Source organism: Exiguobacterium sp. s40, from assembly GCF_018617905.1.
In the GTDB taxonomy this organism is placed as follows: Bacteria; Bacillota; Bacilli; order Exiguobacteriales; family Exiguobacteriaceae; genus Exiguobacterium; species Exiguobacterium mexicanum_A.
This window is the reverse complement of record NZ_JACSLC010000017.1, coordinates 22,241-37,558: the sequence shown is the minus strand read 5'-3', so window position 1 is coordinate 37,558 and position 15,318 is coordinate 22,241. Positions and strand designations below refer to the sequence as shown.

The 15,318-nt window shown below is 48.8% G+C and carries 11 protein-coding genes and 1 other annotated feature; all 11 genes read left to right on the top strand.

Annotated features, from left to right (window positions below):
• The first annotated feature begins 39 nt into the window (after nucleotides 1-39).
• The 11 genes from rplK (at nucleotide 40) to tuf (ending at nucleotide 15,209) form a co-directional block, all read left to right on the top strand.
• Nucleotides 40-465 carry a 50S ribosomal protein L11 gene (gene rplK, locus KNP02_RS13180; protein ID WP_021066593.1) on the top strand — a complete coding sequence of 142 codons (426 nt, stop codon included), beginning with the start codon at nucleotides 40-42 and terminating at the stop codon, nucleotides 463-465.
• A 98-nt stretch (nucleotides 466-563) separates the two neighbouring features.
• Nucleotides 564-1,250 (top strand): 50S ribosomal protein L1, encoded by a 687-nt coding sequence (gene rplA, locus KNP02_RS13175; protein ID WP_034781720.1) that lies wholly within the window; start codon nucleotides 564-566, stop codon nucleotides 1,248-1,250.
• A 59-nt stretch (nucleotides 1,251-1,309) separates the two neighbouring features.
• Nucleotides 1,310-1,463, top strand: a sequence feature (ribosomal protein L10 leader region).
• Nucleotides 1,464-1,508: 45 nt separating this feature from the next.
• Nucleotides 1,509-2,015, top strand: coding sequence for a 50S ribosomal protein L10 (gene rplJ, locus KNP02_RS13170; RefSeq protein WP_138858561.1), 507 nt, complete (start codon nucleotides 1,509-1,511; stop codon nucleotides 2,013-2,015).
• A 59-nt stretch (nucleotides 2,016-2,074) separates the two neighbouring features.
• Complete coding sequence (rplL, locus tag KNP02_RS13165; protein WP_024372175.1) at nucleotides 2,075-2,440, top strand: 50S ribosomal protein L7/L12; 366 nt, start codon at nucleotides 2,075-2,077, stop codon at nucleotides 2,438-2,440.
• Between the two features lie 85 nt (nucleotides 2,441-2,525).
• Nucleotides 2,526-3,122 (top strand): class I SAM-dependent methyltransferase, encoded by a 597-nt coding sequence (locus KNP02_RS13160; RefSeq protein ID WP_214709849.1) that lies wholly within the window; start codon nucleotides 2,526-2,528, stop codon nucleotides 3,120-3,122.
• Nucleotides 3,123-3,315: 193 nt separating this feature from the next.
• Nucleotides 3,316-6,864 (top strand): DNA-directed RNA polymerase subunit beta, encoded by a 3,549-nt coding sequence (rpoB, locus tag KNP02_RS13155; RefSeq protein WP_034781750.1) that lies wholly within the window; start codon nucleotides 3,316-3,318, stop codon nucleotides 6,862-6,864.
• 22 nt (nucleotides 6,865-6,886) lie between these two features.
• Nucleotides 6,887-10,486 carry a DNA-directed RNA polymerase subunit beta' gene (rpoC, locus tag KNP02_RS13150; RefSeq protein WP_138858562.1) on the top strand — a complete coding sequence of 1,200 codons (3,600 nt, stop codon included), beginning with the start codon at nucleotides 6,887-6,889 and terminating at the stop codon, nucleotides 10,484-10,486.
• Between the two features lie 288 nt (nucleotides 10,487-10,774).
• Nucleotides 10,775-11,197, top strand: coding sequence for a 30S ribosomal protein S12 (gene rpsL / locus KNP02_RS13145; RefSeq protein WP_214709847.1), 423 nt, complete (start codon nucleotides 10,775-10,777; stop codon nucleotides 11,195-11,197).
• Nucleotides 11,198-11,244: 47 nt separating this feature from the next.
• Nucleotides 11,245-11,712: a 30S ribosomal protein S7 gene (rpsG, locus tag KNP02_RS13140; protein WP_021066600.1), complete on the top strand. Its 468-nt coding sequence runs from the start codon at nucleotides 11,245-11,247 to the stop codon at nucleotides 11,710-11,712.
• A 116-nt stretch (nucleotides 11,713-11,828) separates the two neighbouring features.
• Complete coding sequence (gene fusA, locus KNP02_RS13135; RefSeq protein WP_214709845.1) at nucleotides 11,829-13,907, top strand: elongation factor G; 2,079 nt, start codon at nucleotides 11,829-11,831, stop codon at nucleotides 13,905-13,907.
• A gap of 114 nt (nucleotides 13,908-14,021) precedes the next feature.
• Nucleotides 14,022-15,209, top strand: a complete 1,188-nt coding sequence (tuf, locus tag KNP02_RS13130; protein WP_034781710.1) for an elongation factor Tu — start codon at nucleotides 14,022-14,024, stop codon at nucleotides 15,207-15,209.
• Nucleotides 15,210-15,318 lie beyond the last annotated feature (109 nt).

Here is a 15,318-nt window from a genome sequence, read left to right as displayed (position 1 = left end):
TCCAAGAAACCACATTTTAGACTTAAGGAGGTGTGTCTCGTGGCGAAAAAAGTTACTAAACTCGTTAAACTTCAAATCCCAGCTGGTAAAGCTAACCCAGCACCACCAGTAGGTCCAGCACTTGGTCAAGCAGGTGTTAACATCATGGGGTTCTGTAAAGAGTTCAACGCTCGTACACAAGACCAAGCCGGATTGATTATTCCTGTAGTCATTACGGTATACGAAGATCGTTCGTTTACATTCATTACGAAAACTCCACCAGCTGCAGTTCTTTTGAAGAAAGCTGCTGGTATCGAGAGCGGTTCTGGTGAACCAAACCGTAAGAAGGTAGCAACGGTTAAGCGTGATAAAGTTCGCGAAATCGCTGAACTTAAAATGCCTGACCTTAACGCGTCGTCTGTTGAAACAGCGATGCTTATGGTTGAAGGTACTGCGCGTAGTATGGGTATTGTAATCGAAGACTAATTTATTAGTCTCTGGGATTGTCGGTGAATATTATGCTCACCTTCAATCCCTTCATTATGTGGGAGGAAATTCCGCTAACCACAAGGAGGAAAAGAATCATGGGTAAAAAACACCAAGAAGCAGCTAAGCTTGTTGACCGCATGAAGTCATACGAACTCGCTGAGGCCGTTGAACTCGTTCAGAAAACAGCTACTGCTAAATTCGATGAAACAATCGAAGTTGCTGTCCGTCTCGGCGTAGATCCGAAGAAAGCGGATCAACAAATCCGCGGTGCCGTCGTACTTCCACACGGTACTGGTAAAACACAAAAAGTTCTCGTCTTCGCAAAAGGCGAAAAAGTTAAAGAAGCTGAAGCGGCTGGCGCTGACTACGTCGGTGACTCTGAGTTCATCACTAAAATCCAACAAGGATGGTTCGACTTCGATGTAATCGTTGCGACACCTGACATGATGGGTGAAGTTGGTAAACTTGGTCGCGTTCTCGGACCAAAAGGCCTCATGCCTAACCCGAAAACAGGCACAGTCACGTTCGACGTTGCGAAAGCAATCGCGGACATCAAAGCTGGTAAAGTAGAATACCGCGTTGATAAAGCCGGTAACATCCACGTACCAGTTGGTAAGAAGTCATTTGAAGCAACAAAACTCTCTGAGAACATCGAGACAATCATCGAGACACTCATGAAAGTGAAGCCTGCTACTGCAAAAGGAACTTACCTTAAAAATATCGCGCTTTCTTCGACAATGGGTCCTGGAATCCGTGTCGCGACTGCCGACTTCATCAAGTAATCTACTTGAAATAAACTGTTGACAACGTGTGATACCGCTGTTAAAGTAATACACGTTCAACCGAATATGTTGGATTACCGTAGACAGAAGGTGGACATCGGTCCGTAAACCCTTCCGAGGTGTCTTTGCTCGAACTTGAGCCTGTTGTCACAGGTTTACTTTCAAACAATTACGCCCTCGTATGTCTTCATACGAGGGATTTCTTTTTGGAGAGCAGCCTCTCGTCCGGTATAAGAATTGACTAGGAGGTGCAAATACATGGCAAGCGAAAAAATCGTATCTCAAAAATCGGCACTCGTCGATGAGATCGCTGAAAAAATGCAAGCGAGCGTCGGAACAATCGTTGTTGACTACCGTGGACTTACAGTTGAAGAAGTGACTACACTCCGTAAATCACTCCGTGACGCTGGAATCGAGTTCAAAGTATACAAAAACGGTCTTCTTCGCCGCGCGGCAGTTCAGTCGAACTTCGAAGGTCTTGACGAAGTCTTCACAGGTCCTACAGCAATCGCCTTCTCTAACGAAGACGTTGTTGCCCCTGCGAAGATCTTGAACGACTTCTCGAAAGAGCACAAAGCGCTCGAATTGAAAGGCGGAATCATCGAAGGCAAAGTAAGTTCACTCGAAGAAGTTAAAGCCCTTGCAGAACTTCCATCACGCGATGGTCTTCTCTCGATGCTTCTCAGCGTCCTTCAAGCTCCAATCCGTGGGCTCGCAGTCGCAACAAACGCAATCGCAGAACAAAAAGAAGAGCAAACTGCTTAATTTTTGTCTCGTAGCGTAACCAAAACCAATCTTTACAACATCAAAGGAGGAAAACCATAATGGCTTTCAACAAAGAGCAATTCATCGAAGACCTCAAATCAATGACGGTTCTCGAACTTAACGAACTCGTAAAAACAATCGAAGAAGAATTCGGCGTATCAGCAGCAGCTCCAGTAGCAGTTGCAGGTGCAGGCGCAGCAGCAGCTGAAGAGCAAACTGAATTCGACGTAATCCTCACAAACGCTGGCGCTGGTAAAATCAACGTCATCAAAGCAGTTCGTGAACTTACAGGCCTCGGTCTTAAAGAAGCGAAAGCACTCGTTGACGGAACTCCGGCTCCAGTCAAAGAAGGCGTTTCTAAAGAAGACGCAGACGCAGTCAAAGCTAAGCTTGAAGAAGCTGGCGCAACTGTCGAAGTTAAGTAATCCAACTTTTACTTCACAATCTATAGAAGCTCGCTATGGCGAGCTTCTTTTATTTCCTTGAAGAGTGGGTTAGGAGGTTCAATGCATGGGAGATCATTACTATACGAACGACCCTAGTTCGAAAAGTGCCCCTGAGACATGGACGTACGAGTTGCGAGGGAAGACATATCGCTTCACCTCGGACCGCGGCGTGTTCTCGAAAGGATCGGTCGATTTTGGGTCACGTCTCTTAATCGAATCATTTGAAGTGCCTGACCTCGAAGGGCGCATTTTAGATGTGGGCTGTGGCTACGGTCCGATGGGGATCTCGCTTGCCGACGCCTCTGGGCGTGAAGCACTCCTCGTCGACGTGAACGAGCGAGCGCTTGCCTTGTCAGAGCAAAACGCCGCCCAGAACGGAGTGACGATCGAGACGCGGCTCAGCCACGCTTACGACGCGGTCGGTGACGAACAGTTCGCCGCAATCGTGACCAATCCGCCAATTCGGGCCGGAAAGCAAGTGGTCCACACGATTTTGCGAGGCGCGCATGCGCATCTCGTCGTAGGTGGAGCGCTCTATGTCGTCATCCAAAAGAAACAAGGAGCGCCTTCTGCCAAGAAGTTGCTTGAAGATGTGTTTGGTCAAGTCGAGACGGTTGTGAAAGAAAAAGGCTATTTCATTTTCCGAGCAATTCGCTCTTGACAAACGGTGAAGTCTTGTTGACTCGCTATAACGTATATGCTAACATTATAAAATGCCATTGGAATGGAATTCGCCTTGAACTGCCGCGTTTGCCGCTTTTTAGACGCGGAAAAGAGACGACATTCAATGACAATGTTCGATTATTACGCCCGAAAAATTCGATAGAGAATTGGGGGTCTGAGAGGTGAATCAGTTGACTGGTCAACTTGTTCAGTACGGTCGTCACCGTCAGAGAAGAAGCTTTGCCCGTATCAGTGAGGTATTAGAGCTTCCGAATTTGATTGAAATTCAAACTGCTTCTTACGAGTGGTTCTTACGTGAAGGATTGAAAGAGATGTTTACGGACATTTCGCCAATCTCCGACTTCACTGGAAACCTTGTGCTCGAGTTCATCGATTATTCGCTCAGTGAGCCGAAGTATTCGATTGATGAATCGAAGGAGCGAGACGTTACTTACTCTGCGCCATTGCGCGTAAAAGTACGTCTACAAAACAAAGAAACAGGTGAGCTCAAAGAACAAGAAGTGTTCATGGGAGATTTCCCACTCATGACAGAATCGGGAACATTTATCATTAACGGTGCAGAACGCGTTATCGTTTCCCAGCTTGTTCGTTCGCCGAGCGTTTATTACAACGCCAAACTCGATAAAAACGGTAAGCGTGGTTTCGGTGCGACAGTCATTCCGAACCGCGGTGCATGGCTCGAACTTGAGACAGATGCCAAAGATATCGTTTACGTTCGTATCGACCGTACCCGTAAGATCCCGGTAACAGTGTTGTTGCGTGCCCTCGGATTCGGTACGGACCAAGAGATTATCGACCTTCTCGGGGATGATGAATATCTTCGCAATACCCTTGAAAAAGATAATACAGAATCAACAGAAAAAGCGTTGATCGAAATTTACGAACGTCTCCGCCCTGGTGAACCACCAACGGTTGAGAACGCGAAGTCACTTCTCGTATCTCGTTTCTTCGACCCAAAACGTTACGACCTTGCAAACGTCGGTCGCTACAAGATGAACAAAAAACTTCATCTTAAAAACCGTCTCTTCGGTCAAAAATTGGCCGAGACGCTCGTTGACCCAGAAACAGGCGAAGTCATCGCTGAAGCTGGAACAATCCTCGATCGTCGCAACCTTGACCGCGTTCTTCCACATTTGGAAAACGGCCTCGGTTATATGGATGCTGAGCCGACAGGCGGCGTCGCTGAAGGTGAACCGTTCGGTCTTCAATCGATTAAAGTTATCTCACCAGATGACCCAGATGGAGAGCGTATCTTGAACATTATCGGTAACGGCAATATCGACCGCAGCGTGAAACACATCACGCCGGCTGATATCATCGCATCGATCAACTACTTCTTTAACTTGCTACACGAAGTCGGAACAACAGATGACATCGACCACCTAGGAAACCGTCGTCTTCGTTCAGTCGGAGAACTTCTCCAAAACCAATTCCGGATCGGGCTTTCTCGTATGGAACGTGTTGTTAAAGAGCGGATGTCGATTCAAGATCAAAATGCGATCACACCACAGGCACTCATCAACATTCGCCCGGTAATCGCGTCGCTAAAAGAGTTCTTTGGTAGCTCGCAGTTGTCACAGTTCATGGACCAAACAAACCCGCTCGCAGAGCTCACGCACAAGCGTCGTCTTTCTGCACTTGGACCGGGTGGTTTGACACGTGAGCGTGCCGGTTTCGAAGTTCGAGATGTTCACTATTCGCACTACGGTCGGATGTGTCCAATCGAAACGCCAGAAGGACCGAACATCGGTCTCATCAACTCGCTTTCGTCTTATGCGAAAGTAAACGAGTACGGCTTCATCGAAGCACCGTACCGTCGAGTCGACCCAGAAACAGGTCTCGTCACGAGCGAGATTCAATATATGACGGCGGATGAAGAAGATCTCTACGTCGTCGCCCAGGCGAACATGCCGCTCACAGAAGAAGGTGGTTTCGCCAACGAACAAGTCCTTTGCCGTTTCCGCGGACAAAACTTGTCAGTTGAGCCAAACCGAGTCGATTACATGGACGTTTCGCCGAAACAGGTTGTTTCTGCCGCGACGGCATGTATCCCGTTCCTCGAGAACGATGACTCGAACCGTGCCCTCATGGGAGCGAACATGCAACGTCAAGCTGTACCGCTTCTCCAACCTGATTCACCGATTATCGGTACTGGGATGGAGTACGTGTCAGCGAAAGACTCTGGAGCCGCGATTATCGCGAAATTCCCAGGTGTCGTCGAGCGTGTCACAGCGCGCGAAATCTTGGTCCGCCGCACGTCTGACGTGAATGGTTCTGAGGTGTCGGGTGATCTTGACCGCTACAAACTTCAAAAGTATGTCCGTTCGAACCAAGGGACATGCTACAACCAGAAGCCGATCATCGCTGCTGGCGACCGTGTCGAAAAAGGAGAAATCCTTGCTGACGGTCCATCGATGGATATGGGTGAGCTCGCGCTCGGCCGTAACGTCGTTGTCGCCTTCATGACATGGGACGGTTACAACTATGAGGATGCGATCATCATGAGTGAGCGTCTCGTGAAAGATGACGTGTACACATCGATTCATATCGAAGAGTACGAGTCAGAATCACGCGACACGAAACTCGGACCTGAAGAAATCACACGTGATATTCCAAACGTCGGCGATGACGCGCTTCGCAACTTGGACGATCGTGGAATCATCCGCATCGGTGCGGAAGTCAAGGATGGCGATATCCTCGTCGGTAAAGTAACGCCTAAAGGCGTGACTGAATTGACGGCGGAAGAGCGTCTCTTGCACGCGATCTTCGGTGAGAAAGCACGTGAAGTCCGTGATACGTCACTCCGTGTACCAAACGGCGGCGACGGCATCATCTTGGACGTCAAAGTGTTCGATCGTGAAAACGGTGACGAACTCTCACCAGGCGTGAACCAAATGGTTCGTGTCTACATCGTTCAAAAACGTAAGATTCACGAAGGGGATAAGATGGCGGGACGTCACGGTAACAAAGGTGTTATCTCGCGGATCCTCCCTGAAGAAGACATGCCATACATGCCGGACGGCACACCGATTGACATCATGCTTAACCCACTAGGTGTACCATCACGGATGAACATCGGTCAGGTACTCGAACTCCACCTTGGAATGGCGGCTAAAAAGCTCGGCATCAAAGTGGCGACACCTGTATTCGATGGTGCGCGTGAGGAAGACGTATGGGCAACGATTGAAGAAGCTGGAATGGACAAAGATGCCAAGACTCGTCTCTATGACGGTCGTACTGGTGAAGCGTTCGATAACCGCGTCTCGGTCGGTGTCATGTATATGATCAAACTCGCGCACATGGTTGATGATAAACTTCACGCTCGTTCGACAGGACCATACTCGCTCGTCACACAACAACCGCTCGGTGGTAAAGCACAGTTCGGTGGACAGCGTTTTGGTGAGATGGAAGTATGGGCACTTGAAGCGTACGGCGCAGCCTACACGCTCCAAGAGATCCTTACAATCAAGTCGGATGACACGGTTGGCCGTGTGAAAGCATACGAGGCCATCGTGAAAGGTGAGAGCGTTCCGAAAGCGGGCGTTCCTGAGTCGTTCCGCGTCTTGATCAAAGAGCTCCAAGCGCTCGGTATGGAAGTCAAGATGATGTCTGCGGACGATGAAGAAGTTGAAATGAAAGATGAAGATGACGACAACATCCCGAACGCAACATCGGCGTTAGAACAAGTCGTTCAACCGACTGTTACGGAAGAGGAATAAGGCGAAAAGGGAGGTCGGCCCCTTGGTAGATGTTAATCGATTTGAATATATGAAAATCGGCTTGGCTTCACCTGAGAAGATCCGTTCGTGGTCTTACGGGGAAGTCAAAAAGCCGGAAACGATCAACTATCGTACACTCAAACCAGAGAAGGACGGATTGTTCTGTGAACGAATCTTCGGTCCTACGAAAGACTGGGAATGTTACTGCGGAAAGTACAAAAGGATCCGTTATAAAGGAGTCATTTGTGACCGCTGTGGCGTTGAAGTGACGAAAGCGAAAGTGCGTCGCGAGCGTATGGGCCATATCGAGCTCGCGGCACCAGTTTCGCACATCTGGTACTTCAAAGGGATTCCAAGCCGAATGGGGCTTGTTCTCGACATGTCACCACGTGCACTCGAAGAAGTGATCTACTTCGCGTCGTACGTCGTGACGGAGCCAGGTGACACTCCGCTCGAGAAGAAACAACTTCTCTCGGAAAAAGAATATCGTCTCTACCGTGAAAAATACGGTAGTGACTTCAAAGCAGACATGGGTGCGGAAGCGATCCGGACACTCCTTCAAGACGTACAACTCGAGAAGGAAGTCGGAGAACTCCGCGAAGAATTGAAGACAGTTCAAGGTCAGCGTCGTACACGTGCGATTAAACGCCTTGAAGTGCTCGATGCATTCTTCACATCAGGCAATGATCCAGATTGGATGATCCTCGAAGTACTTCCTGTCATTCCGCCTGAGCTTCGCCCGATGGTGCAGCTCGACGGTGGACGCTTTGCGACATCTGACTTGAACGATTTGTATCGTCGAGTCATCAACCGGAACAACCGTCTTAAACGTTTGCTCGATCTCGGCGCGCCGAACATCATCGTGCAAAACGAGAAGCGTATGCTTCAAGAAGCGGTTGACGCCCTCATCGACAACGGTCGTCGTGGTCGTCCGGTAACAGGTCCAGGTAACCGTCCATTGAAATCACTTTCACACATGTTGAAAGGGAAACAAGGTCGTTTCCGTCAAAACCTTCTTGGTAAACGGGTCGACTATTCAGGACGTTCGGTTATCGTCGTTGGTCCAAACTTGAAGATGTACCAATGTGGTCTCCCGAAAGAGATGGCCCTTGAACTCTTCAAACCGTTCGTGATGAAAGAACTTGTCGGTCGCGGCATCGCGTCGAACATCAAGAACGCCAAACGTAAGATTGAGAAGATGCAACCAGAAATCTGGGGCGTCCTCGAAGAAGTCATTCGTGAGCATCCGGTTCTCTTGAACCGTGCCCCAACGCTTCACCGCCTAGGGATTCAAGCTTTCGAACCGATTCTCGTCGAAGGTCGCGCGATTCGCCTTCACCCGCTCGTATGTACGGCTTATAACGCCGACTTCGATGGTGACCAAATGGCGGTTCACGTCCCACTTTCTGCTGAAGCACAAGCGGAAGCTCGTCTTCTCATGCTCGCAGCGCAAAACATCTTGAACCCGAAAGACGGAAAACCAGTTGTTACACCATCGCAGGATATGGTCCTCGGTAACTACTACATCTCGCTTGAACGCGACGATGCCGTCGGACAAGGGAAAATTTTGTCGAACGTGAACGAAGCGCTCATCGCGTATCAAAATGGCTATGTCCACTTGCATACACGTGTCGCTCTTCCAGCACGCACGCTCAACAACCCGACGTTCACAGATGAGCAAAACGAGAAATTGTTGATCACAACGGTCGGTAAGATGATCTTTAACGAGATCTTGCCGAACACGTTCCCATACTTGAACGAGCCGACGATGGAAAACTTGCAGGAAGCAACGCCTGACAAGTACTTCATCGACAAAGGTGCCAACGTGGCGGAAGAAATCGCCTCACGTCCTTTGGTTGAGCCATTCAAAAAAGGATTCCTTGGAAAAGTCATCGCGGAAGTGTTCCAGAAGTTCGAAACGACTGAAACAAGCCGCATGCTTGACCGGATGAAAGATCTCGGCTTTAAACACTCGACGAAAGCCGGTGTGACGGTCGGAATCGCTGATATCATCGTTCTTCCGGACAAACAAGAGATCCTTGATGAAGCGCAAACTCAAGTCGATCAAATCATGAAGTCATTCCGTCGCGGTCTCATCACTGAAGATGAGCGTTACGAGCGCGTTGTACGCTCTTGGAACGAAGCGAAGGATGAGATTCAATCACGATTGATGAAATCCCTCAATCGCTTGAACCCAATTTTCATGATGTCTGACTCAGGTGCCCGTGGTAACGCGTCCAACTTCACGCAGCTCGCAGGGATGCGTGGTTTGATGGCCGCTCCATCTGGCCGCATCATCGAACTTCCGATCAAATCTTCATTCCGTGAAGGTCTGACGGTACAAGAGTACTTCATCTCGACGCACGGTGCGCGTAAAGGTCTTGCCGATACAGCCCTTAAGACGGCTGACTCAGGTTACTTGACGCGTCGTCTTGTAGACGTAGCTCAAGATGTCATCATCCGTGAAGAAGATTGTGGAACGGACCGCGGAATCCGCGTCGCCGCTCTCCGCGAAGGCACGGAAGAAATCGAAAACTTGTATGACCGCCTCGTCGGCCGTACAGCGTTCGAGACAGTGGCACATCCGGAAACGGGTGAAGTCATGGTCGAGAAGAACCAATTGATTACCGAAGATCTCGCTCGCGACATCGTCGACGCTGGAATCGAACGAGTTGAAATCCGTACAGCCTTTACATGTAACACGTCACATGGCGTATGTAAGAAATGTTACGGCCGCAACTTGGCGACTGGCTCAAACGTTGAAGTCGGCGAAGCTGTCGGAATCATCGCCGCGCAATCAATCGGTGAGCCAGGAACGCAGCTTACAATGCGTACCTTCCACACAGGTGGGGTAGCCGGGGATGATATCACACAAGGTCTTCCGCGTATCCAAGAGGTATTCGAGGCTCGTAACCCGAAAGGGCAAGCAGTCATCTCGGAAATCCCTGGTACGGTTATCGACTTTACAGAATCGCGTGACAAGCGTGAACTTACGGTCGAAGGACTCAGTGAAACACGCACGTACACGATTCCGTTCGGAGCACGTCTCCGTGTCCAAATCGGAGATACGGTAGAGGCCGGAGAAGTCTTCACAGAAGGGTCGATCGATCCGAAAGAATTGCTCGCCGTCCGTGGGGTCTCTGGTGTTCAAAACTATCTTCTCCAAGAAGTACAAAAAGTTTACCGCATGCAAGGGGTAGAAATCGGAGATAAGCACGTCGAAGTTATGGTTCGCCAAATGCTTCGCCGCGTTAAAGTCATCGAATCTGGTGACACACCGCTTCTCCCTGGTTCGCTCGTCGACATCAGCGTCTTCAAAGAAGCATGTAAAGATGCTCTCCGCGATGGCAAGAGCCCGGCAACAGCGAAACCGGTCCTTCTCGGAATCACGAAAGCATCGCTTGAGACAGATTCGTTCCTCTCAGCCGCTTCGTTCCAAGAAACGACTCGTGTATTGACGGATGCTGCCATTAAAGGTAAGCGCGACTATCTCCTCGGACTCAAAGAGAACGTCATCATCGGGAAACTCGTTCCAGCTGGTACTGGGATGCCGGTTTACCGCGATGTCGAACTCAAAGAAGAAGAGACGAAAGCCGTTCTCGAAGACACGACGGTAGAATAAAAACGTCTTGACAGCATGGGTTGGCGGTGCTACTATGATTTAGTGCCGCCAATCGGTTGTTGTCGATGACAACGATGTCCAGCAGTCGGCAAGCTACTTGGACGTCACCCAATCTTTCTCCGGAAAGGTTTGGCTGCTATTATTGCCACTTTCAAGGTATAACTCACGTTTTTGCGAGGTCATGGAATGCCTACGCCTCGTAAAAGCGTTTCGTTATGACCTTAAATGAACCACCCGGGTCGGTGGGTCTAGAAAATAGCATAATTCAGGAAGGGAGGATCTTCAAAGATGCCTACTATCAACCAGTTAGTCCGTAAAGGACGTAAATCGAAAGTCGTTAAATCTGACTCTCCAGCACTTAACAAAGGTTACAACAGTTTCATCAAGTCACAAACAAACGTGAGCTCGCCACAGAAACGTGGTGTTTGTACACGTGTTGGTACAATGACTCCGAGGAAACCGAACTCGGCATTACGTAAGTATGCTCGTGTTCGTTTGACTAACCAAATCGAAGTGACTGCGTACATTCCAGGTATTGGCCACAACCTTCAAGAGCACAGCGTTGTTCTTATCCGTGGAGGACGTGTAAAAGACTTAGCAGGGGTACGTTACCACATCGTTCGTGGTGCGCTTGACACTGCAGGTGTTGACGGACGTATGCAAGGCCGTTCTAAATACGGTACGAAACGTCCGAAAGCTGCGAAGAAGTAATTCTCGCTAACTAAAAACTACTGAAATTTTGAAAGGAGGGTACTCGGATGCGTAAAAACCGTGCAGAACGTCGTGACGTTATCGCAGATCCGATCTACAACTCGAAATTGGTAACTCGCCTCATTAACCGTGTCATGTTAGACGGTAAAAAAGGTACAGCTCAAACTATCATTTACAACGCATTTGGCCTCATCGCTGAACGCTCAGGCAAAGAGCCTATGGAAGTGTTCGAAGAAGCAATGAACAACATCATGCCTGTACTTGAAGTTAAAGCTCGCCGTGTCGGTGGAGCAAACTACCAAGTTCCTGTTGAAGTTCGTCCAGAGCGCCGTACGACACTTGGTCTTCGTTACCTCGTGAACTACGCTCGTCTCCGCAACGAGAAAACGATGGAGCAACGTATCGCGAACGAAATCATGGATGCAGCCAATAACACTGGTGCTTCAGTTAAGAAACGCGAAGACATGCATAAGATGGCAGAAGCAAACAAAGCGTTTGCTCACTATCGTTGGTAATTTAAACGTAAAGTCCACTCCACGTCACCAAGCGGTGGCTTAATGGAGTGGCTTTCGGGTATAATCATATCGTGTGCCAGCACACGAAAAACACATGCGGAAGGAGAATACCCAGTATGGCAAGAGAATTCTCCCTAAAGAATACTCGTAACATCGGGATCATGGCTCACATCGATGCCGGTAAAACGACAACAACTGAACGTATTCTTTATTACACAGGTCGTATCCACAAAATTGGTGAAACTCATGAAGGAGCTTCACAAATGGACTGGATGGAGCAGGAGCAAGAGCGTGGAATCACGATCACTTCTGCTGCGACAACTGCACAGTGGAATGGCCACCGTGTAAACATCATCGATACACCTGGACACGTAGACTTCACGGTTGAAGTTGAACGTTCACTCCGTGTACTTGATGGCGCAGTTGCAGTACTTGACGCACAGTCAGGTGTTGAACCACAAACAGAAACTGTATGGCGTCAAGCGACGACTTATGGTGTTCCACGTGTCGTATTCGTCAACAAGATGGATAAGATCGGTGCGGACTTCTTGTACTCGGTGAAAACACTTCACGAGCGTCTCCAAGCAAATGCACACCCAATCCAACTTCCAATTGGCGCGGAAGACGAATTCAAAGGAATCGTTGACCTCGTTGAGATGAAGACGTACATGTACTCAAACGACCTCGGTACTGACATCGAAGTAATCGATGGCTTCCCAGCTGACATGGCTGACCAAGCTGAAGAACTTCGTGGTCAATTGATCGAAGCGGTTGCGGACTACAACGAAGAGTTGATGATGAAATACCTCGAAGGCGAAGAGATCTCAATTGAAGAACTCAAAGCTGGTATTCGTAAAGCAACGCTTAGCGTAGAATTCTACCCTGTACTCGTTGGTTCGGCCTTCAAAAACAAAGGTGTTCAATTGATGTTGGACGCTGTTGTTGATTACCTCCCGTCACCAGTTGACGTTGAGTCAATCAAAGGGGTTAACCTCGATACAGAAGAAGAAATCACGCGTGAACCTTCGGACGAAGCGCCATTCTCGGCACTTGCGTTCAAAGTCATGACTGACCCTTACGTCGGTAAATTGACATTCTTCCGTGTGTACTCTGGTACAGCACAAGCTGGTTCGTATGTGAAGAACTCGACTAAAGGTAAGCGCGAGCGCCTCGGTCGTATCCTTCAGATGCACGCGAACAGCCGTGAAGAAATTCCAATGGTATATGCTGGTGACATCGCCGCAGCTGTTGGTCTTAAAGATACTACGACTGGTGATACGCTTTGCTCAGAGAAAGACAACGTCGTTCTTGAGTCAATGACATTCCCAGAACCAGTTATCTCGGTCGCAATCGAGCCTAAATCGAAAGCTGACCAAGACAAGATGGGTCAAGCCCTCGCGAAACTCGCAGAAGAGGATCCAACTTTCCGCACTGAAACAAACCAAGAGACTGGTCAAACAATCATCTCTGGTATGGGTGAGCTTCACCTTGATATCCTCGTTGACCGTATGCGTCGCGAATTCAAAGTAGAAGCTAACGTAGGTGCACCACAAGTTGCTTACCGTGAGACAATCCGTGGCGCTGCGAAGATCGATTCGAAATTCGTACGTCAATCAGGTGGTCGCGGTCAGTACGGTCACGTTGTCGTAGAATTCGAGCCGAACGAAGAAGGCGCTGGATTCGCATTCGAGAACAAAATCGTCGGTGGTGTTGTACCACGTGAATACGTCCCAGCTGTTCAAAGCGGGATTGAAGAAGCTCTCGAAAACGGTATCCTCGCGGGTTACCCAGTAGTTGACGTTAAAGCTGCTCTCGTCTTCGGATCGTACCACGATGTCGACTCGAACGAGATGGCGTTTAAAGTTGCTGCTTCGATGGCGGTAAAACAACTTAAGGATCAAGCGAAAGCTGTCATCCTTGAGCCAATGATGCGTGTTGAAGTTGTCATCCCAGAAGAATACTTGGGAGACATCATGGGTGACGTCACGTCACGCCGTGGACGCGTAGAAGGTATGGAAGCACGCGGTAACGCTCAAGTCGTTAAAGCAATGGTTCCACTTTCAGAAATGTTTGGATATGCGACATCGCTTCGTTCACGTACGCAAGGACGCGGAACGTACTCGATGCACTTCGATCACTACGAAGAAGTACCGAAGTCAATCGCAGAAGAAATCATCAAAAAAGCGAACGGCTAATAACGGTTGTAACGCTTAATTGATTGTTGTAAGCTAAGGAGGACGTATGTTAAAAGTAGCCTACGTCTTCCTAGTTAAATAAAAACTAATTGTCTAATAGAGGAGGAATCTAGAATGGGTAAAGAAAAATTCGACCGTTCTAAACCGCACGTTAACGTTGGTACAATCGGCCACGTCGACCACGGTAAAACAACTTTGACTGCAGCGATCTCAGCTGTACTTTCAAAAGCACAAGGGAAAACAGCTACAAAGTTTGACGCAATCGATGGTGCTCCTGAAGAACGTGAGCGCGGTATCACAATCGCAACAGCTCACATCGAGTACGAAACAGACAAACGCCACTATGCACACGTTGACTGCCCAGGTCACGCTGACTATGTTAAAAACATGATCACTGGTGCTGCACAAATGGACGGCGCGATCCTCGTTGTTTCGGCAACTGACGGCCCAATGCCACAAACACGTGAGCACATCCTTCTTTCACGTCAAGTAGGTGTTCCTTTCATCGTCGTATTCATGAACAAAGTTGACATGGTTGACGACGAAGAACTCCTCGAGCTCGTTGAAATGGAAATCCGTGAACTTCTTTCTGAGTACGACTTCCCAGGCGACGACCTTCCTGTAATCAAAGGTTCTGCACTTGGCGCGCTTAACGGCGAAGCTCAGTGGGAAGAAAAAATCATGGAACTCATGAACGCAGTTGATGAGTACATCCCTGAGCCAGTTCGTGACACGGACAAAGAATTCATGATGCCAGTTGAGGACGTATTCTCAATCACTGGTCGCGGTACTGTAGCGACTGGTCGTGTTGAGCGTGGTGTTCTCCGCGTCAACGACGAAGTTGAAATCGTTGGTCTTACAGAAGAAACTAAGAAAACTGTATGTACTGGTGTAGAGATGTTCCGTAAGCTTCTCGACTACGCTGAAGCTGGCGACAACATCGGTGCTCTTCTCCGTGGTGTATCACGTGAAGACATCGAGCGTGGACAAGTACTTGCTAAGCCAGGTTCAATCACGCCACACTCAAAATTCAAAGCTTCAATCTACGTTCTTTCTAAAGAAGAGGGTGGCCGTCACACGCCATTCTTCGCGAACTACCGTCCGCAGTTCTACTTCCGTACAACTGACGTAACAGGTATCGTTCACCTTCCAGAAGGTACTGAAATGGTAATGCCAGGAGACAACATCGAGTTGACGATCGAATTGATTTCTACAATCGCGATCGAAGACGGAACACGTTTCTCAATCCGTGAGGGTGGCCGTACAGTAGGCGCTGGTTCAGTAACTGAAATCATCGAGTAATCGATTGATTCACTGACCTTTCAAGCAGTCCGCATTTTGCGGGCTGCTTTTTTGTTTTGTGGCAAGACGTGGTAAGATGGGACATATGTCGAACGAAAGGGGAGACGAA